We start from the raw sequence: 19,875 nt of genomic DNA on the forward strand, positions 1-19,875 counted from the left end.
TTCGGTATGATCGCACAGTTGGATATCCACATTCACCCTTGGGGTTTACCCTCCCATGTCACGCTGGGTCTATGCCCTCACATTCCTTCGTTCTACCTCTCAAGGGGTGGATGCCGATTCTTGCTCCTTTACGGGGTCGATGCCCTTATGGAATGTAGTCCTTCGGCTGCTCCAGTGCTTCCGTTGTCTAAGCTAAATGATAACGAGAGTTAACAGGTCATGCTTTGATTAAGCTGCCACTTGCATCTGAGCCTGACGAACCGGTCCCAATACATCATTTGCATCATATTCTTTCTGTTTGGTTCCCAGCGTAAAGAGAATACGGACTAGCCTTCCACATAACGCGATAATCGATTGTTTCTTCTTTAACGGGTTATGGCTTCTCGTCGTATAGTAATGGTGCAGTGCCTTGAACGCAGGGTTCTTGGCGACCATCGGCATTACGGCTCGAAACAACAGGGCTCGGAGACGTGACCGCCCTCGCTTGCTTATTCCAGTCCTGCCCTTTCTCTTGCCAGAGCTATTCTCTTTCAAGTTCAGACCGGCCAAACGAATGATTTGCTGCCCATGGTCGTAGTTGTGAATATCCCCAACTTCAGCCAGAAACCCTGCTACCGTCACCACTCCGATGCCTGGCACCGACAACATCTGTGCAGTGCCCGGAATACTTTCGAGGATCTCCAGCACCTTTGCCATGGTTGTCTCGAGTTGTTCACTAAACAGGTCGTATTGCTGCAACAAGACGGCCAGTTCAATTCGAGCTGCTTCTACGCCTTCCGTAAGACCGATCGAGGTGGAGGCTGCAGCCACGAGTTTCTCCGCTCGCTTTATCCCCACTCCACGTTTCACATCTGTCTTCCAACGCTCCAGGACGCCTCTGGAGCCTTTTGCCACAATCTCAGCAGGCAGCGGAAACTCTCTGAGCGTCATAAGCGATGCCTTGCCTTCCCAGACTTTGAAGACGCCTGTGTACTCCGGGAAGAAGCGGTCGAACCAATTGACGATACGACCCTTAACCTGCGTAAGGCTAACCGACATCTTTTCTCGGAGATTCATGAGGATCCGGAGATCTGCATACTCTTTTGTCGGTAGATTCGGTTCAGAGTACTTGCCGTTTCGAATGAGATCCGCAATGACTTTCGCATCCTTGTAGTCGCTCTTCGTCTGTGAGTTGTCTTCTAGCTCTTTGCTTTTGTTGACGTGGTGCGGGTTAACGACGACGATTTTAATGCCTTGCTCCTTCAGGTACGCTGCTAACGGGAACCAGTAGTGCCCGGTGGGCTCAATTCCAAAGACGATCTCCGTTTTGGCATGGGCTTCTTTAAGCTCCTTCATCCAAGTCGCAAGCTTCGTCAGCCCGCTTGCATCATTGTGGAACGTACAGTCTTTTCCGAGTTCAATACCGCGGAAATCTACTGCTCGGGCCACATGAATCTTCTTCGCGATGTCTGCTCCTACTACGAGCGTTGAATCGGTAATTTGTGTTATGCGTTGAATCTGTTTCTGCTTAAGTTTATACTTCATGTTGAGTGCCTCTTTCGTATGTGGGATTTGTTCTTGCCGGAACGTTTCCCAGTATACAAGAGGTGCTTTTTTTGTTCAAAGCTCAAATTACTTCATTACAGGAATGGCTCCTTTTAATGTAAAAGTTGCTGCGAATCTTGCTATTAGTCAAATTATATAGATGCTGCTGACTGGCTTCAAGGCCGAATAGATCTATTTTTCGATTGAAAAGGAGACCATGCGGTCTCTTTTTTTGCGTTTGGGGCTGCCCAATCGCCTTCAGCTAGACGATCGCATAGGCATTTTCCGATGCAGGGCATAGAGTAACCGTGAAATGCACATATTCATCCGTCTATGATCACATCGTGCAGAAAGGAATGATAAGCATGAAGAAGATTCCGGTCAAAGGAGTTGTCATTTCTTCCACCAATCCGGATGGGAGTCATTCGCACAAGTTATATATTACGTCCTGGGGAGGAAGACCGGTGCATTCTCATGAGTTTAAAGGCGTGACTTCCTTTGACGTGGGGCATCGTCATGTCTATGCCGGACTGACCGAACCGGCGCCCAGCGGGGTGCAGCATACGCACCGTTACCATACGATAACATCGTTTGACGATGGCCATTCGCATGTCATTTCCGGAGTAACCGGTCCGGCGGTCCCCGTCCCCGGAGGCGGCCACATCCATCATTTTGAAGGGGTGACGACGGTGAACGGCGCTACCCCGCATAACCATCATTATAGCGGAAACACAGGGAACGAGGTTAGCAGGTAAACAAACGAATGAGGTTCTCGGGTAGCCTTGCGATAACCCGCTCGGGCGAGCGGGTTATTTGGCCGTTACCCGTACATATCCCGAAATTGCTGGGGCGTCATGCCCGTCATCCGATGAAACTGGCTGATGAAATAGCTGCTCTGGTTAAAACCCGTCTCGTAGGCGATCTGCTTAATGGCGAGCGTTGTGGAGACCAGCAGGTTCTTGGCCAGCAAGATGCGGCATTCGGTCAAATAATGCGTCGGCGACTTTCCCACCGCTTCCCTAAATATACGGGTAAAATGGTACGGGCTGTAACCGGCTTGGTCGGCAATGGTCGTTAAATTCAGCTTCTTGGCACAGTGGGTCCGGATATAGTCGGCAATTTCGAACATTTTTCCGCGGGTGCCGTTTGCCGTCAGCCGGCGATAGTGGCCGGCGTCATGCAACAGCGCGGCGAGCGCTTCGTACAGCGTAGCGGATATGGCAGGCTCGTTGACGTTTTCGAACGTATCGGATAACCGCGTCAGCCGTTCCAGCGCCTGTTCGACGCGACCGCGCTGCTGGCCCAGCGTAAACAACCAAACTTCCCCCATGCCTTTGCCGTTGAGGAACTGTTCCACTCCATTCCCGTTAAAATGGACCCAACGCACCTCCCACGGATCGTCCGGATCCGTTCCGTAAACCTGACTCTCGTCCGGCCCGTACAGAAACCCCGTACCGGCCGACATTTCCTGCCGCTCTCCTCCATGGATTACATATCCTTTGCCCGATACGACGACATGAAGATTATAGTCTTTGAACGTTCCTGCCGCCCTTTTCTCGTGGTGCTCGGGCTCGAATGCATAACGGCCGCATGACTCCGGATAGCAGATATAATGCGGGTAGCTCGGCATCGGCAAATAAATATGCTCCTTCACAAACCTCACCTCGAAAACTCTGAGAATGTACTTTGAATAAAATCCGCAATATTTTAATATGGTTCGCAAGATTCGATTATTTACTCTATATAAGATTTCGCTAAGAATAGAATTTAAAGAAAAATACTGTCGCAATATTTTATCACAAATTTAGTTCTGGAGGGTACGGGAATGGCGAAATCAATAAAGGAAGAGACGATCCAACTGGGCGTTTGCTATTATCCGGAGCATTGGAACGAGACGTTATGGGACGATGATTTTCGCCGGATGCGCGAGCTTGGATTTTCCGTCATCCGCATGGCCGAATTCGGTTGGGCGATCATGGAGCCGGAGGAGGGCGTTTTCAACTTCGATTTGTTCGATAGAGCCTTGGACTCCGCGCATCGTCATGGTTTGAAGGTCATTTTGGGCACGCCGACGGCAACGCCCCCGGCTTGGCTGACGCACCGGTATCCGGAAGTGCTGAACGTTTCCAAGGAAGGAGTCACCTACCATCATGGTTTGCGGCGGCACTACAACTATAACAGCCCGATCTATAATGAGCTTTGCGCCCGGATCACGAGAAGAATGGCCGAACAATTCAAGGATCATCCTGCCGTGGTCGGTTGGCAAATCGATAACGAGCTGAACTGCGAAATCGGCGAGTTTTACGCGGAAGCCGACCACGCGGCATTTCGCTTGTGGCTGCAGAATAAATACGGCTCCCTCGACGCTCTCAATCAGGCCTGGGGCACGGTCTTCTGGAGTCAAACCTATACGGCTTGGGAGCAAGTGTTCCTCCCGAGACCAAACCCTTCGGACAGTCCGAATCCGCATCAGGCCTTGGATGAGAAGCGGTTCATCTCGCATAGCACGATCGAATTCGCCCGGATCCAGGCCGATATTTTACGGGAGGTTGTCGGAGAGCGGCATTGGATTACGACCAACGGCTTGTTCGGTCACATTGACAACCATAAGCTCACGGAGGAGCTTCTGGATTTCTATTCCTATGATTCGTATCCTCAGTTTTCGACGATCTATCCGGACGAGGGACCCGAACCGCTGCTGGATCGCAAGTGGAGTTTGAATCTAAGCCGTGTCCGTTCGATTTCCCCGAATTTTTGCGTCATGGAGCAGCAGTCCGGACCCGGGGGTTGGGTCAACCGGATGGGGATGGCCTCGCCAAGGCCCGGCCAGTTGCGGCTTTGGACGTATCAATCGATCGCCCATGGCGCCGATATGCTGCTGTATTTCCGTTGGCGTACGGCGCTGTTCGGCACCGAAATATACTGGCATGGCATTAACGACTACCATAATCAGCCGAACCGCAGAGTGCTGGAAGCCGGCCACGTCGGTCAGGAGCTGGCGCGAATCGGCGGCAGCCTGGCGCAAAGCAAATATGAAGCGAGCATCGCCATTGTCAGCGACTATGACAACCACTGGGACGGAGAGCTTGACGATTGGCATGGTCCTTTGGAGGGACAGAGTTCGTTCGCCTGGTTAAAAACGCTGCAGCGTGAACATATTGCCGCCGATTCGTTCATGCTGTCGGACCGAACGACGCTGGAAGAATTGCAGCGGTATCGCGTGCTGGTCTACCCGCATCCGGCGATTTTGACGGAATCCGTGGCCCTGCTTCTCCGCTCTTATGTCGAAGCCGGCGGCGTCCTGTTGTTCGGGGCCCGAACCGGGTACAAGAACGAGCACGGCCATTGCCGGATGATGCCGATGCCTGGCTTCGCCGCATCGCTGTGCGGTATTACGGTCGAGGACTTTAGCCTGATCAGGGGGAATGTGCAAGCGCCTACCCTGCGTTGGCTGGACGAGGAGGCTGACGGTGGAAACAACGAAGACTCCGCCATCTTTGCCGAAGGCTTTAACGATATTCTGCAGATCGAGCAGGACAGTGTTAAGGTAATCGCCGAGTATGCTTCCGATTATTACGCGGGCAAGCCGGCGCTGACCGTCAACAACCTGGGCAACGGTCGTGTTTACTATTATGGAGCGGCCTTTAATGAGGCGGTCGTTCGCAAGCTTTTGCCGCAGCTGGGTTTACGGAAAACGGCGGAGGATGTCGTACTCGCACCCGCCGAGGTGGAACTGGCTGTCCGGCGTAACCCGGCTTCCGGCGAAGCGTACATTTTTGCCCTAAACTATTCGGGTAAGCCGGTTACACTGCGGTTTCAGCGAAAGGCGGTCGACTTGCTGAGCGAAAGACCCTTTGAGGGAGACGTTCCTCTGGAGCCGTATGGCGTGATGGTGCTCAAATAGTTGTTCGTGTAACCGAAGACCACAAAGACACCGTTATCGGTGTCTTTTTTTTGAGTCTCGGGGGGTTATGGCCCTATGATCTCATTGTGTATGAAATATCGCCCACAAATCGGAAATTTAGCTCATTACGGGCAAATGTGTATGAAAAATCGTCCACAAATCGGCGTTTTGGCGCATTACGAGCAAATGTGTATGAAAAATCGCCTACAAATCGGCGTTTTGGCGCATTACGGGCAAATGTGTATGAAAAATCGTCCACAAATCGGTGTTTTGGCGCATTACGAGCAAATGTGTATGAAAAATCGTCCTCAAATCGGCGTTTTGGCGCATTACGAGCAAATGTGTATGAAATATCGCCCACAAATCGGAAATTTAGCTCATTACGGGCAAATGTGTATGAAAAATCGTCCACAAATCGGCGTTTTGGCGCATTACGAGCAAATGTGTATGAAAAATCGCCCATAAATCGGTGTTTTGGCGCATTACTAGCAAATGTGTATGAAAAATCGTCCACAAATCGGCGTTTTGGCGCATTACGAGCAAATGTGTATGAAAAATCGTCCACAAATCGGCGTTTGTCCGTATTTCGAGCAATTCTGTATGAAATATCGTCCACATTGAGCGGCCCCTGCGTAAAATCACCTTTCCCCGACATGAAGCGGAGTTACAGGAAAGAAATCGGCACGATGCAGGTGGACTTGATACATAATCGATGGCGAAATGGGAGATACATATATGTAACTTCCCATTACAAGGAGCTTGAGACGATGAAAACATTAAATGTGATTGCTCTCACGTTGTTGATTATAGGCGGACTGAACTGGCTGCTGGTGGGCCTTTTCCAGTATGACCTGGTAGCCGGTATCTTTGGAGGCCAGACCTCCACGCTTTCCCGGATCGTTTATGTCATTGTCGGAATTTGCGCGGTGTACTCGATCAAATTCTTTAATGATGTCAGTGAGGAAAGGGTCGCCAGATGACCTGAAAAGTACCGGCATCGGAAAAACCTTGACCCCTTCGGGATCAGGGTTTTTTCGCCGTGACGGACAAAAAGTTCAACAAGTCGTTCATTGTTATGTTACTTAATATATGTTACACTGAAATTAAGTAACATTATTCGGAGGGATTCTCTGTGGAGTATGTTAATCCGATTCGAGACATTGAAACCATTCAGGCGATGAAGGAGGAGTTGAGAAAACATTCAGTCAGAGACTTGTTGCTTTTCGTGCTGGGCATCAATACGGGAATTAGTCTTATCGATCTGCTGAACCTTACTGTACAAGACGTTTGGGACGGTCAGAACGCAAAACAGTTTCTTTATATTAAGGATGAACGAACAGGGGAAGAACAGGCCTTTTACTTGAACGGCAAGATCGGGGATATTTTAAGCGAGTATTTGTCCACCATCGATTGGAAGCCGGAGGATTATCTATTTAAGTCCAAAAAAGATTGCCGTCCGATTACCCGCCAGCAGGCCTATCGGATTATAAACCACTCGGCAAGGGAGATCGGCATATCGGAAAAGATCGGAACGCACACCCTAAGAAAGACGTTTGGTTACCACGCGTACTATAAGGGAGTTGCCATCTCCATCTTAAAGTCGATATTGCATCATCATTCCACGGCCGAAACGCTCAAGTATTTGGGAATCGACAAGAGCGAGAGGCTTCCTATCAAAGTAGATGTGAATTTATAGCATGCTTTTCTTTTGAAAATAAAGAAACTCTCCACATTGAACATGCGGAGAGTGTCTAATCCCAAGTGACTTTATGTTATTCATCTTCAGAGTCTTTCAGACTCATTGCCGTTTGAATATCCACGTTTTTAAATTCGGTGACGATCCCGTCGGTAACCAGGACCTGAAGCGTCTCAGCGTCCTTCATAAAGCGAAAAATACCATGATCGAAATCGGTATCCGCTTCTTTAAAGAATATGCCTTCATATTCGGTAGATTTATCGTGGTTGAAGCTTAGTTTGTAACGGTCCCCGTCCTTAATTAAGTAAGCACGAATTCCCTTTTCAAAAATCCCTTCTTCATCCCGAATATAACGGGCGACCGAAACAATATGCAGGTCGACAAAAGGGATCTCGCGTACCAAGGAATTAATAATCGATCCCTTCGTAATTTGTTCCCATCGGCTATGCGCCGTTTGGCCAAGAATAATCTGTGTAATATTTTTTTCTCTGGCGACTTCCGCAATGATCTTTGAAACCGGACGGCTTTCATTGTCCTTCATAATAAATTGGGCCGTCGGATGGGAATTGGCATATTCCTTCCATTGCTCGATATAGAATACCTTTTCGGCATCCAATTCATCGAACGGCTTGGGGTCTATGGTCAATATATAAAGTGGAGCCTTCATCATATTCGCGATTTTACAGCCGCGTTTGATTAGTCTTTCGCCGTTTGGACCATAATAAACGCAAACAAGAATGCTTTCATTATATACGTTATCCATTTTGAATAATTCACCTCAAGGTAATAGTAGAGCTCAATTAAACTACGTAAGACTATAATTGATGTTTCAACAAGAGTCAAACCATATTTAAGGCAGAATGATTCTTAAGTAAGGAGGAGTGCGCTTGGCCACATTCTATACCTTTATTTTTCTTCCGTTTATAAGTGCAATCATCGTTCCGTTTCTGTACAAGTATTTGAATCGTCAAGTACATACGGGATGGTTTGTTCTTCTCGTACCCTTATCTATCTTTATCTATTTGGTGCAATATATACCTGATGTTGCGGCCGGAGAAACCTATAAATATATCCTGCCGTGGATCCCGACCCTGGATATCAGCATGACGTCGTACGTGGATGGGCTGGCTCTATTATTCGGCCTGCTCATTTCCGGAGTCGGAACCCTGGTCATCATCTACTCTATCTTTTATATGTCCAAGGAGCGGGAGGCTCTCCATAACTTTTACATCTATTTGCTGATGTTTATGGGCGCCATGCTGGGACTGGTATTTTCGGATCATCTTTTAGTCCTCTACGGATTTTGGGAGTTAACAAGCGTTTCTTCCTTCCTATTAATCTCCTATTGGTACGAGCGAAAGAGCTCTCGTCAAGGCGCTTTGAAGGCCATGATGATCACCGTTCTCGGCGGATTCGGCATGTTGGCCGGATTTATTATGCTGATCCTGATGGCCGACACCTACAGCATTCGGGAGATCATCGCGAATCTGGAGCTCATCCAAGGCCATGGGTTGTTTATTCCCGCCATGCTATGCATTTTACTGGGAGCTTTTACGAAATCGGCTCAATTCCCCTTCGGCATTTGGCTGCCGGATGCGATGGAGGCACCGACGCCGGTGAGCAGTTACCTCCATTCCGCAACGATGGTCAAAGCGGGCATTTATTTAGTGGCACGCATGACTCCGGTTTTCGGCGGCAGCTCGGTGTGGTTCTGGCTCGTTGCCGGCATCGGGATCGTCACCCTGCTTTACGGTTCCCTGACGGCGCTGAGACAAACCGATCTGAAAGCGTTGTTAGCTTATTCTACGATCAGCCAATTGGGATTGATTATGTGCCTGCTCGGGGTCGGTTCTTTGGCGGTCTATTTCGGACCCGGCGAGAGCGGAACGGTCTTTACGGTAGCTACCTTTGCGGCTCTGTTTCATCTGTTCAATCACTCGACCTTTAAAGGAAGCTTGTTTATGGTCGTCGGAATTATCGACCACGAGACGGGCCGGCGGGATATCCGCTACTTGGGCGGTTTGATGCAGGTGATGCCTGTGACGTTCACGATCGCCTTGATCGGCGGTTTATCGATGGCGGGGTTGCCGCCGTTTAACGGATTTTTAAGCAAGGAAATGTTTTTTGCGGCCGTGAATGACGTATCCAAAGCCGGCATTTTCGGACTCGGAAACATCGGTTTGCTATTCCCGATTATAGCTTGGGTGGCCAGCATATTTACTTTCGTGTATTGCATGATCTTCGTATTCAAAACCTTCGGAGGAAGATTCCGGCCCGAAAAGCTGATGCGAAAAGTGCATGAGGCGCCTTTGGGGATGCTGATTTCTCCTCTCATTTTGGGCCTGCTTGTCATCTTGATTTTCTTCTTTCCGAATGTGCTCGGAAAATATATTCTTGCCCCGGCATTAACATCCGTTTTGCCGATGATGCCCGTGACCCCATATGATCTCAAAATCAGCGCATGGCATGGACTGAACATGGAATTGCTGATGACGATCGGGGTTATCGCTTTCGGAATCCTGCTCTTTAAGACGGCGAAGGGATGGATCCAGATCGTCCGCAACGTTCCGCAGGGGTTAACGCTGAACCATTGGTACAATCAAGGCTTGACGGGTACGGAAAAGCTCTCGGCATCGCTGACGAATCGGTATATGACAGGCTCGCTGAGACATTATCTGATCTACGTTTTTTCGTTTTTTGTCATATTACTGTTAGGTTCGCTTCTAGGGTTCCATGGCTTGCAATTCGACTTCTCCAAAGATGCGCCCATCGGCATTTTCGATGCCGGGCTGGTGGTCGCGATGATTATCGCTGCCTTTACCGTCTTGTTGGCGGGCAACCGTATCGTGGCGATCGTCGCTTTGGGGGCTTTGGGTTATATGGTTTCGATGTTTTTCGTCATCTTCCGGGCACCGGATCTGGCACTGACACAAATGGTCGTGGAAACCGTAACGACGGTTCTGTTCTTGCTGTGCTTCTATCATTTGCCGAAGCTGAAGAAAAGCATCGAACGCATCCCGTTCAAGCTAACGAATCTGATCATCTCGGTGGGGATGGGATTAACCGTGACCTTGCTGGCATTATCCGCGAACGGACACAAGTTGTTCGAGCCCATTACCTCGTTTTTTGAAAATGCCTATGAACTGGCCGGCGCCAAAAATATCGTCAACGCCATCTTAGTAGACTTCCGGGGCTTCGACACCATGCTGGAAATCTCCGTGCTGGCGATCGCCGGGCTGGGCGTATATATCTTGGTTCATCAGCGTTCCAAAAGGAGGGAACAACATGAAACCGAATGACGTGATCTTAAAAAGCGTGACCCGGGTTGCAGCCGTGATCATTTTGACCTTCTCGATCTATTTGTTCATGAACGGTCATCATCATCCGGGAGGCGGATTCATCGGGGGGCTGAGCACGGCATCCGCGATCGTTCTTCTGTATCTTTCCTTCGGCATCGAAAAGGTGAGAGAAAACATTCGGATGGATTTTAAAAAGCTTTCGGCGATCGGCGTGTTGGTTGCGGTCGGAACCGGAATGGCGGGCGTGGTGTTCGGGGAACCTTTTTTAACCCAAACCTTCGGCCATGTGGATTTGCCCATTTTTGGCGATACCGAGCTCGCTTCCGCATTGGTTTTCGACACCGGCGTGGCTCTTGCGGTTATAGGCACTGCGGTCAATATCATTCTAAGCATAAGCGAGGATCGGTAATATGGAGACACTCATCGTGATACTCGTCGGAATTTTAGTATCCATCGGTACCTATTTGATCCTGTCGAAACAGCTGCTTCGGATTGTGCTTGGAGCATCCATCGTCAGCCATGCTGTGAATCTGCTGCTCATCACGTCCGGCGGGCTAAAGACAGGGAGCGCTCCCCTTCTGGGGGAAAAAGCCGCAGGCTTTGCGGATGCGGTGCCCCAAGCCTTGATATTAACGGCCATCGTCATCAACTTTGCCGTGACGGCATTAGTATTGGTTCTATGTTATCGGGCCTATCAAAATTTCGGGACGGATGACATGGAACGCTTAAGGGGAAATGAGCATGAATAATTGGTTGGTCGCGCCGGTGATCATTCCTCTGTTAACGGGGATGGTCCTCATTATTTTCCAAAAAAATATACAGCTTCAGCGGATTTTGAGCTTGCTTGCTATGTTTGCCACGGGCGTCATTTCCGTTCTTTTGATGAACCAAGTCAAGGAGGGCGGCATACAGACGCTGCAGTTGGGCGGTTGGGAGGCCCCTTTCGGCATTAGCTTTGTCGGCGATATGTTCAGCGCCTTGCTGCTCTTGGCAACCTCCATCGTCGCGGTTTGCTGCTTGATCTATGCTTTTCCGTCGATCTGCCGCAAACAGGAGAAGCTTTATTTCTACCCGTTGTTTCTGTTTTTGATCACAGGGGTTAACGGCTCGTTTTTGACAGGGGACTTATTTAACTTATATGTCTTTTTCGAAGTGTTTTTGGTTGCTTCTTATGTACTGATCACGCTCGGCGGTACCGGGCGGCAGCTTCGCGAGTCGTTAAAATATATCTTTACGAACATTATCGCCTCCGCGTTCTTTCTTATCGGAGTGGCCTATTTATATTCGATGACAGGCACGCTGAATCTCGCCCACCTCTCCGTTCGGATCGCCGAAGTGGGGCAGGACGGGATGATTACGACCGTCGCCTTGTTGTTTTTGATCGTCTTTGCCTTAAAGGCCGGATTGTTGCTCTTTTTCTGGCTGCCGGGATCTTATAGCGTTCCGCCAACGGCCATTGCGGCCATCTTTGCGGCATTGCTCACCAAGGTCGGCATCTATGCCATGATCCGCATGTTTACGCTGATCTTTTATCATGAGCCTCAGATCACCCATCTGATCATCGGTATTTTGGCTGCCGTTACGATGATTTTAGGGGGGCTTGGAGCGATAGGTTTCGGGGATCTGAGAAAAATAATCACCTACAATGTCGTCATCAGCGTCGGCTTTATCATGCTCGGACTCGTTTCGTTCACGCATGAAGGCTTGATGGGCTCGATCTACTATTTACTGCACGATATTCTGATCAAAGCCCTTATCTTTTTGATCGGCGGAACGGTCATTCATCTCACGGGAACAAGTCGGTTGAAAGATATTAGCGGCTTGATTCGGCTTCATCCCCAACTCGGCTGGATGTTCTTCATCGCGGTGTTGTCCATGGTCGGAATTCCTCCGCTGAGCGGTTTCCTCGGCAAAGTATTTACGATTCAAGGCACCTTCGAGGCCGGTTATTACTGGCTTGGAGGAATCGGGTTGCTGGCCAGCTTGTTCATTCTGTATTCGATGATCAAAATGTTCATGAACGCGTTCTGGGGAGAGACGATTCTGAGTCAGGAAGAAGAGAAGGGGACGACGAAGGGCTTGTTGTTACCGATTGCCCTATTGACGATTGCCAGTCTTGCTTTGGGAATCGGGGCCGAAGGGATTGCCGGTTATGTGGCCCAAGCCGCGGAGGAATTGTTGAATCCGAATCTGTACATTCAAGCCGTGTTTGATTAAGGGGGGAGACAGCCATGCCCGTTCAGGTATTGCTTAACATATTTATTGCCTACCTGTGGATGTTTCTGCAGGACGAAATGAGCGTCTTAAACTTTATCAGCGGCTATATTGTCGGTCTCTTTATTTTACTGTGCATGCGCCGTTTCTTTAAAAAGCCGTTCTATCTGTTTACGCTGACCGCGGTCGGCAAGCTGTTGATTATCTTCATTCATGAGCTGATCACTTCCTCGATGATGGTCATGAAGCACGTGCTCCGTCCAAAAATCGATGTAAAACCGGGAATCTTCAAGGTGGATACCGATTTGGAGGGGGATTTGGAAATTACGCTTTTATCATTGTTGATCTGCTTAACGCCAGGCTCGGTCGTTATGGAGATCACCCCAGATTCGAAGACGCTGTACATTCACGGCCTGAATATGCCGGAGTCGAAGGATTCCGTATTAAAGTCGAAGTCCGTTTTTGAAAAAGCGATAAAGGATGTGACCAGAAAATGATATTCGAGACGATCTTGATCATCGCTTTATGTATTCTCATGGTTTCCATCTTGGCCAATCTATACCGGATCGTCAAAGGGCCGTCCAGTGCGGACCGGGTTCAGGCGCTGGATTCCGTCGGCATTAATTTGATCGCCAGTATCGCCGTGTTCTCCGTGCTCTTGCATACGCATGCCTTTTTTGACCTCATCTTGCTGATCGGGATTCTTTCCTTCATAGGGACCGTGGCCTTTGCCCGGTTTATCGAAAGGGGTGCTGTGATTGAGCGGAAGCGGTGAAGTCGTCGGAGCGATCCTTATTCTCATCGGAGCCGTGTTCAGCTTGATCAGCGCGATCGGCAATGTACGTTTGCCCGATGTTTATACAAGGTCTCATGCTGCATCTAAAAGTTCTACGCTTGGCGTGTTATGCGCGTTGGTCGGAACCTTGCTGTACTTTCTGATTTCCGACGGCTATTTCAGCATCCGCCTCATCTTGGGCATCTTCTTCGTATTTTTGACCGCCCCGGTGGCCGCGCACGTGATCTGCCGGGCAGCCTACCGTCACCGTGTGCCGTTAGCGGAGGGGACCGCCGAGGATGAATTGAAGGACTATTATATGGAGAATGAGAAGGTTGAAGAGGAAAACAAGGTTAACCTGGAGGAGAAGAAGCATCCGCTTCAGGTTACGGAGTAAAGTAAGTAAGGTTCCTCTGTTAGGGATTAGGCGAATCGCGGCTTTGCCAGCTGCGGTTCGCCTTTGATCTATTCATGCGCCCTGATTCTGTATGATTTTTCATACATAAATTCGTATTTTAGCGTCGTATGGGCCATTCTGTATGAAATATCAACCACAAATCGGGCGTTTGGCGGAATTGCGAAGGTTTCTGTATGAAATTTCGTATATAATTAGCGATATGACCGCTTTTGCGGACTTTTATGGTCGAATTTTCATCCATAATGGAGGGACAGCATGAGAATCAGAAACATCCAAGCCGAAGATAACGGTGCCATAGAAGCAATTATTCGGAATTGCCTGATCGAGTTTGGCGGAAATCGCGCGGGGTTGGCTTGGGAAGACGAGAGTTTAAGCCATTTGTCCGATTATTATAGCCCAGAGGGCAGAGCCTATTGGGTTGCATTCGATTCAAGCGGCAAGATGCTTGGAGGCTGCGGCATCGCGGAATTCGGTTCCCCCGAGGAACGGATTTGCGAGCTGCAGAAGATGTACTTGGTTGCCGATGCCCGAGGGACGGGACTGGCGACGGAGCTGTTGCAAACCGCACTCGATTTTGCAAAACGGCATTATAACGCTTGCTACCTGGAGACGCTAAAAAGTATGGAAGCAGCCAACCGCTTCTATGTAAAGCACGGCTTTCGGCCGTTGGATGCCCCTCTGGCCGGTTCCGACCATTTTGCATGCGATGCATGGTATATTCGTGATTTGTAGTTGTTTTCTTTCCGAACAGAAGAGGCTGACTCCCGTTAATAAATATACGGAAGTCAGCCTCTTTTACTAGTTCGTGCGCGAGGTTGTCGTTACAGATTCCAAACGCGGTACAGGATCACAGCCGCCTCAGCACGGGTCAGGGAATCGCCCGGCGCGATTTTTCCGTCCTTGCCGTTGACGATGCCTTTGCTCACCAATGCCGCAACGCTGTCTTTGGCGTAACCGGAAATGCTTGCCGCATCCGAGTAAGCGCCGATAGCACCCGCGTTGCCGTTGGCTTGCTTGCCGGCCGCGGCAAGCGCACGTGCCGTGAGCACCATCATGTCTTGACGGGTGATGTGGCTACCCGGTCTGAACGTATTATCTTCAAAACCGGAGGCGATGCCCAGCTCCTTCGCAATGGCCAGCTCTTTGGCAAAGTAAGCGTTTGGCTGAACATCGGCGAACGATGCTCCGGTTTTACCCGTGCCTTGCAGTTCCAAAGCTCTGATCAGAAGCGCGATGAAGTCCGCTCTCGTAATCTCGGCTCCAGGCGAGAAGCTGTCGCCAGCCGTGCCTTTGATGACGTCGCGGGCCGCAATTGCGTCGATGGCTTGTTTTGCCCAAGGGACGCTTTGCAGGTCGCCGAAGGTTTTGGATACGAAAGCTACGGCAAAGGTGCCGGATTGGGCCGTTTGGAAAACGACCGCTTTGGCGGCCGCGTCGTATCGGCCGTTCGGAACCGCTATCGCGTTGCCGTTGCCGTCGATGGACATGACGACGATGTTGTTCGGATTGGCGAGTTCCGAAGCGCTCGGCGCGTAAGGGATCGATACCGTTACAGGCGCCTTCGGGTTATTCCATGCGATGGTCTTGCCGCCGACCTGTACGCTCAGATCGATCGCCGGCCGGTTCCCGATCACCTCGCGGGCTGCCGTACCCAAATTGTCCGTAGACGCTTTGCCTACTCGAATGGATATTTGCCCATCGCTTTCTGTCGTACCTGACAACATGTTGCCCGGAATTTGCAGGGTAGCGCTTTCCGTTTTCAGCAACAGGACAAAGCTCTCTTGGCCGTTCAGGCTTTGAGCCGGCAGCTGGAGCTCGTAAGAATCGACGCCCGCTTGCTTCGCCAGTTCGACAACGATTTGTTTTTTGCCCGTGGTGCCGGGAACCGCCTGTTCCAGCGCTTTTTTCAAGCTGTCGCCCGAAATGGCGCCTACCGTACGGCCGTCTTCCACTTTCACTACCGGCTTGATCGTCACAGAGCCGTTCTCATTCACGACACCGCCTGGTTGAGGGGCATTGCCATTACTGCTGCCGCTTCCTCCAGAGGTGCCGCCGCTGCTTCCCGTGCTGCCGCCACTGGAACCGCCCGGTTTTCCGGTCAGCGTAAGCACGCCGAAAACGGACGTATCCTGATAACCGTTTCCGGTCGTATCGTTCCAGGCGGCAACGCTTTGGCGCGCGCCGTCCTTGGCGTCATTGATCTGTGCGTCGAAGCCGATTTTTTTATCGTTGCCCGGCGCCATCGTTTTAAACGGAATCTTCGCTTCCACCGTGTAATTCGTCCCGGAAACCTTCGTTGCGGATACGAAGCCTTGGGCCATTTCGTCCGGACTGAAGCTGGTTTCGTTATCGAAGTTCACGCGGAATTGTCCGTCGTCGTCCTGATAGAATGTCGTTCTCGCATTGTTTTCGTCCAGGAAAATTTCGACCGAATCCTGTTCCCAGGCATTCGCGCTGCTCTTGTCGAGCTGCGCGTCGCTCACCTGGATCAGAACGTACAGATTTTGATCGTCCCAGAGTGCTTTGGCCACACCGGTCGCGCCTTGCCAAGCCATCTGATAGCGGTTGATCTGCATCTCCGTCGCTTTGCTCCATGCGGCATCCACCGTTCCGTCAATGACAGGGGTCGCATACACCGCCTTGGATTTGTTCGCGTCCGTGGTATCCGGCGTATGTTCCCGCATAAATTTAACGGGGGCGATAACGCCGTAGTAAGCCGGCTTGGCTTTTAGATTTTTATCGAACAGCAGCGGATTGGAAGCTGCTCTCCAGCTGGTGCCGTCGTCCAGCCCCCAGAACGTGACGCGCGCGATATGATCGCTGTGAGCTTTGTAAAGCTCCATCAACTGCGCGTAAAGATACCCTTGAGCTTCCGCCAGCTTGTCGGAAAGCTCGTAGTTGCTTCCGGCTTGGATGTCCAGCTCGGTGACGCTGACTTCGACGCCCAGGGAAATAAACTGCTCCAGAGACCGTTCCACGTTGGCCGGGTTGGTGTTCACCGAATAGTGGCCCTGCATCCCGATCCCGTCGATCAGCAGTTTACCGCCATGAGCCGCCGCGTATCTGTCGTTGATCTCCTTCGTCATGTGGTAAATGGCGTCCGCTTTATTTTTGTTATCATCGTTGTAATCGTTGTAGTAGAGCTTGATGTCCCAATCGGGGTGGTCGTCGAGCACTTCTCTTGCGGCAAGGAAGGCCTGCTCGACAAAGTCGGGACCGATCGATTTATACCAGTTGGATTGGCGCAGAGCCCCTTGCCAGTCGGCAGGATTTGACGGGTTGTCGTTCATCGCTTCATTGACGACGTCCCAGGAAATCACTCTGTCTCCGAAATGCTCCATAACGGTTCTGATATGGGTACGCATATTCGAAAGAGCCTCGTCTCTCGTCAAAGGCATATCGGTCGATGTATCGGTATTCATCCAATCCGGCGTTTGCTGATGCCATACGAGCACGTGCCCGTGCATCTGCATGCCTTCGGCGAGAACCTTGTTAACCATGGCATCCGCCGAATCAAAGGTGAAAGTTCCCTTTTCGCGCTGCAGCGCATCCGGCTTCATGGCGTTGCCTGCGGTGGCGACATTATGATGCATTTTTACCAGCTCAAGCCGGACGCCTTCCAGATCTTCCGCGGATATCGCCGTTCCGATCAGGAAATCGTTCTTGTATGCCTCTTTGATAGGAGTCAGGTCCTTCTCGATTTCCACCGGGCCGGAGCCCGTTTTTTCAAAATGGATGTCATCGATGTAAAAAGAGGCCGTCGCATTGTTCGAGCTTTCCACATAGATCGTCAAAAACTCGTCGCCTACGCTGTTATAACGGTAAGTTCCTTCAAATTGAACCCATCCGTCGGTCGCGTTGATCGTTTTCGGGGCAAGTGCGACATAGTTTGCGCTGCCGCCGTCACCGACTTGAGTCGACAGCTGAATCTGCGAGCTTGCAGGATCGATCAGCTTGACCCAGGCCGAAATTTTATATTCGCTGCCTTTGTCCACGTATTTTTCCACGCGCAGCGAAGGACCGTGCCACGTCGATGTTCTGCCCTCTACCTTCAAGGCATACGAACCGCCTTCGGTATGGTTGTCTTCATTGGTGACGGTCAGCGTTTCATTCCCGGATCTGCCTTCGAAACCGCCCGTGGTTTGATCTTCAAAATCAATCGGAACGAAAGGCAAGGCCGGATCCCTAGGCGGCTCTTCTCCACCGCCGGAGGTTACCTTTTCAGTGATGCGGATATCTCCAATGTAAAAAGGAACAGCGGCGCCTTCGTCGTTGGAGTTAATGCGAAGCGCTGTATCTTTACTCGTATCCACGGTAAATTGTTTCGTCAAAACGACGGCTTTGCCGGCTTCATAATCCGCGTCCGCATAATTTCCGTAGCTATTCACGGTTTGAAGCGCCGCTTTGGCGCCGCTAGGCACAACCACGTTGTCATCCACATAAACGGCCGCGGTCACCGTATAGGTTTTGCCGTTTTGCAAACCGAGGTCGCTGAACTTGAAGTCCGCCGCGTCCCAATTGTTCACCCTTTTGCTTACATATAACGCCGCGCCGTCGTCGTTGCCGTCAAACACTTTGCCGGTGACGGCCGACAGATTGGCGCCGCCTGCTTGCGTCGCAACCCCCGGTCCGTTCGCAAAGGTTTCGCGGTAAACTTCTTTTTCGGTGGTGTTCGATGTATTTTTGGCCGTGATGAGGATATCTCCGATGTAGTAAGGAACCGATTTTCCGTCGTCATTCGAGTTGATGCGCAATGCCTTGTCTTTGCTTGTGTCGACGGTAAATTCTTTCGTCAACGTCACGGCTTTGCCGGCTTCGTAGTCCGCTTCGGCATAATTCCCGTAACTGTCTACGGTTTGGAGCGCCGCCTTGGCGCCGCTAGGCACATTCTCGGTAGCATCCACATACACGGTTACATTCGCCGTATAGGTTTTGCCGTTTTCCAACCCGAGGTCGGCGAATTTGAAATCGGCCGCATCCCAGTTGTTTGCCCGGTTGCTTACATATAACGCGCCCCCGTCGTCGTTGCCGTCAAAAACCTTGCCGGTGACAGGCGTAAGACGAGCCCCGCCCGATTGCGTTGCGGCACCTTGGCCATTCGCAAAGGTTTCGTGGAAAACCGTTACGGTGTCCGCCGATCCTGCCGCTGCGGCACTCGCGCTTGACGACGCGAACCAGCCGGACGGAATAAGCAAGGCCGATGTCAGCAAAAGCGATAGGGCCTGCTTGGTCAATTTCCTCATTTCGTGCACTCCCCCTAAAGTAGTTTTTGATGAACTTGGTTAAGCGCTTACAAATGTATTGGGTCGGACCTCCTTTCAAAACCAGATGATACCATTCGGGGCGAAAGGGCGTCTTAGTCGAAATTAAAGGATGATTCGAGGTTTTTATATAATTTTTACCACGCAGGTTGTTTCATTAATCCATACTTCCCAAGTAGAAGGTTAGACCTTTACTAGTTGTAGTACAAACAAAGATTGATTAAGATAGTAACATCGCTACATACAGTGTGTTTCTTTCTAAATTTCTAAGTAAATAAATGAGTAGATGATTACATGATAAAGATAGTTTTTTATATTTAAAACTTATATTATGAAGGTAAAAGTGATTTAAGAGAGGTTTAAAATGATCCCTGCAAAAATCCATGAGTTGAAAAAAACATTCTTTTGTCATTCAAGTGTGTATAAATCTGCTACGGAAATAAGGGTTTCTCATAAATTACTATTATTCTATGCAGTCGAATGTGGACTAAAGGTATTATTATTAAAGAAAATTAGAAAGACAACTACTGAGGCGTTTTTGGAACATAGTGAATTAAAGGTTAGGATGAGTGGGAAAAATGGGCATAATATAAAATATATGTTGCAGTTTTTAGGTTATAGCCATTTCTCATTACCAAACATGGAGTGTTTAAACGAAAAACAAGCGTCTCCCTCGGAATATAATCAGGTGTGGAGATATGGAATTCAAAATTCTCAAGAGCGAGATAACGAAATTGAACAAACCTTAGTGGAAATAGTCGAATGGATAGAAGGGAGGATTTAA

18 protein-coding genes are annotated in these 19,875 nt (G+C 50.0%); 13 read left to right on the plus strand and 5 right to left on the minus strand.

Annotated features, from left to right (window positions below; genetic code table 11):
• Positions 1–228: 228 nt before the first annotated feature.
• Positions 229–1,524 (minus strand): IS110 family transposase, encoded by a 1,296-nt coding sequence (locus ACSFXJ_RS01640; protein WP_435921440.1) that lies wholly within the window; start codon positions 1,522–1,524, stop codon positions 229–231.
• Between the two features lie 365 nt (positions 1,525–1,889).
• On the opposite strand from ACSFXJ_RS01640, the gene ACSFXJ_RS01645 reads away from it, so the two are divergent.
• Positions 1,890–2,279, plus strand: coding sequence for a YmaF family protein (locus ACSFXJ_RS01645; protein WP_435923488.1), 390 nt, complete (start codon positions 1,890–1,892; stop codon positions 2,277–2,279).
• Between the two features lie 65 nt (positions 2,280–2,344).
• Here the strand turns inward: ACSFXJ_RS01645 and ACSFXJ_RS01650 are convergent, their stop codons facing one another.
• On the minus strand, positions 2,345–3,178 hold the full coding sequence (locus ACSFXJ_RS01650; protein WP_435923489.1) for an AraC family transcriptional regulator: 834 nt from the start codon (positions 3,176–3,178) through the stop codon (positions 2,345–2,347).
• A gap of 171 nt (positions 3,179–3,349) precedes the next feature.
• On the opposite strand from ACSFXJ_RS01650, the gene ACSFXJ_RS01655 reads away from it, so the two are divergent.
• Positions 3,350–5,428: a beta-galactosidase gene (locus ACSFXJ_RS01655; RefSeq protein WP_435923490.1), complete on the plus strand. Its 2,079-nt coding sequence runs from the start codon at positions 3,350–3,352 to the stop codon at positions 5,426–5,428.
• A 73-nt stretch (positions 5,429–5,501) separates the two neighbouring features.
• On the opposite strand, the gene ACSFXJ_RS01660 is transcribed toward ACSFXJ_RS01655, so the two are convergent.
• Positions 5,502–6,044: a hypothetical protein gene (locus ACSFXJ_RS01660; RefSeq protein ID WP_435923491.1), complete on the minus strand. Its 543-nt coding sequence runs from the start codon at positions 6,042–6,044 to the stop codon at positions 5,502–5,504.
• Between the two features lie 151 nt (positions 6,045–6,195).
• Between ACSFXJ_RS01660 and ACSFXJ_RS01665 the strand changes: the two genes are divergently transcribed.
• Positions 6,196–6,408, plus strand: a complete 213-nt coding sequence (locus ACSFXJ_RS01665; protein WP_435923492.1) for a DUF378 domain-containing protein — start codon at positions 6,196–6,198, stop codon at positions 6,406–6,408.
• A gap of 152 nt (positions 6,409–6,560) precedes the next feature.
• Complete coding sequence (locus ACSFXJ_RS01670) at positions 6,561–7,124, plus strand: tyrosine-type recombinase/integrase (RefSeq protein WP_435923493.1); 564 nt, start codon at positions 6,561–6,563, stop codon at positions 7,122–7,124.
• Between the two features lie 76 nt (positions 7,125–7,200).
• Here the strand turns inward: ACSFXJ_RS01670 and ACSFXJ_RS01675 are convergent, their stop codons facing one another.
• Positions 7,201–7,887 (minus strand): universal stress protein, encoded by a 687-nt coding sequence (locus ACSFXJ_RS01675; RefSeq protein WP_435923494.1) that lies wholly within the window; start codon positions 7,885–7,887, stop codon positions 7,201–7,203.
• A 124-nt stretch (positions 7,888–8,011) separates the two neighbouring features.
• On the opposite strand from ACSFXJ_RS01675, the gene ACSFXJ_RS01680 reads away from it, so the two are divergent.
• The 8 genes from ACSFXJ_RS01680 to ACSFXJ_RS01715 all read left to right on the plus strand — a co-directional run bounded on the left by ACSFXJ_RS01680 (position 8,012) and on the right by ACSFXJ_RS01715 (position 14,562).
• On the plus strand, positions 8,012–10,423 hold the full coding sequence (locus ACSFXJ_RS01680; RefSeq protein WP_435923495.1) for a Na+/H+ antiporter subunit A: 2,412 nt from the start codon (positions 8,012–8,014) through the stop codon (positions 10,421–10,423).
• The gene (locus ACSFXJ_RS01685) at positions 10,410–10,832 is read left to right on the plus strand and encodes a Na(+)/H(+) antiporter subunit B (RefSeq protein WP_435923496.1); all 423 of its coding nucleotides are present in this window, start codon (positions 10,410–10,412) and stop codon (positions 10,830–10,832) included. Before ACSFXJ_RS01680 ends, ACSFXJ_RS01685 begins: the two co-directional genes overlap by 14 nt.
• A 1-nt stretch (position 10,833) precedes the next feature.
• Positions 10,834–11,172: a Na(+)/H(+) antiporter subunit C gene (locus tag ACSFXJ_RS01690; protein WP_435923497.1), complete on the plus strand. Its 339-nt coding sequence runs from the start codon at positions 10,834–10,836 to the stop codon at positions 11,170–11,172.
• Positions 11,165–12,640: a Na+/H+ antiporter subunit D gene (locus ACSFXJ_RS01695; protein WP_435923498.1), complete on the plus strand. Its 1,476-nt coding sequence runs from the start codon at positions 11,165–11,167 to the stop codon at positions 12,638–12,640. The genes ACSFXJ_RS01690 and ACSFXJ_RS01695 overlap by 8 nt, the downstream gene beginning before the upstream one ends.
• A 14-nt stretch (positions 12,641–12,654) precedes the next feature.
• Complete coding sequence (locus ACSFXJ_RS01700; protein WP_435923499.1) at positions 12,655–13,134, plus strand: Na+/H+ antiporter subunit E; 480 nt, start codon at positions 12,655–12,657, stop codon at positions 13,132–13,134.
• Positions 13,131–13,412, plus strand: coding sequence for a Na(+)/H(+) antiporter subunit F1 (locus ACSFXJ_RS01705; protein WP_435923501.1), 282 nt, complete (start codon positions 13,131–13,133; stop codon positions 13,410–13,412). The genes ACSFXJ_RS01700 and ACSFXJ_RS01705 overlap by 4 nt, the downstream gene beginning before the upstream one ends.
• Positions 13,396–13,809 carry a Na+/H+ antiporter subunit G gene (locus tag ACSFXJ_RS01710; RefSeq protein WP_435923502.1) on the plus strand — a complete coding sequence of 138 codons (414 nt, stop codon included), beginning with the start codon at positions 13,396–13,398 and terminating at the stop codon, positions 13,807–13,809. Before ACSFXJ_RS01705 ends, ACSFXJ_RS01710 begins: the two co-directional genes overlap by 17 nt.
• Before the next feature lie 276 nt (positions 13,810–14,085).
• A complete protein-coding gene (locus tag ACSFXJ_RS01715; protein ID WP_435923503.1) occupies positions 14,086–14,562 on the plus strand; it encodes a GNAT family N-acetyltransferase in 477 nt (158 codons plus the stop codon).
• Between the two features lie 89 nt (positions 14,563–14,651).
• On the opposite strand, the gene ACSFXJ_RS01720 is transcribed toward ACSFXJ_RS01715, so the two are convergent.
• Positions 14,652–19,073 carry an endo-1,4-beta-xylanase gene (locus tag ACSFXJ_RS01720; protein ID WP_435923504.1) on the minus strand — a complete coding sequence of 1,474 codons (4,422 nt, stop codon included), beginning with the start codon at positions 19,071–19,073 and terminating at the stop codon, positions 14,652–14,654.
• A gap of 382 nt (positions 19,074–19,455) precedes the next feature.
• Here ACSFXJ_RS01720 and ACSFXJ_RS01725 point away from each other — a divergent pair, with 382 nt between their 5' ends.
• On the plus strand, positions 19,456–19,875 hold the full coding sequence (locus tag ACSFXJ_RS01725; RefSeq protein WP_435923505.1) for a hypothetical protein: 420 nt from the start codon (positions 19,456–19,458) through the stop codon (positions 19,873–19,875).

The sequence above is a fragment of the Paenibacillus salivarius genome, from assembly GCF_051307165.1.
GTDB lineage: Bacteria > Bacillota > Bacilli > Paenibacillales > Paenibacillaceae > Fontibacillus.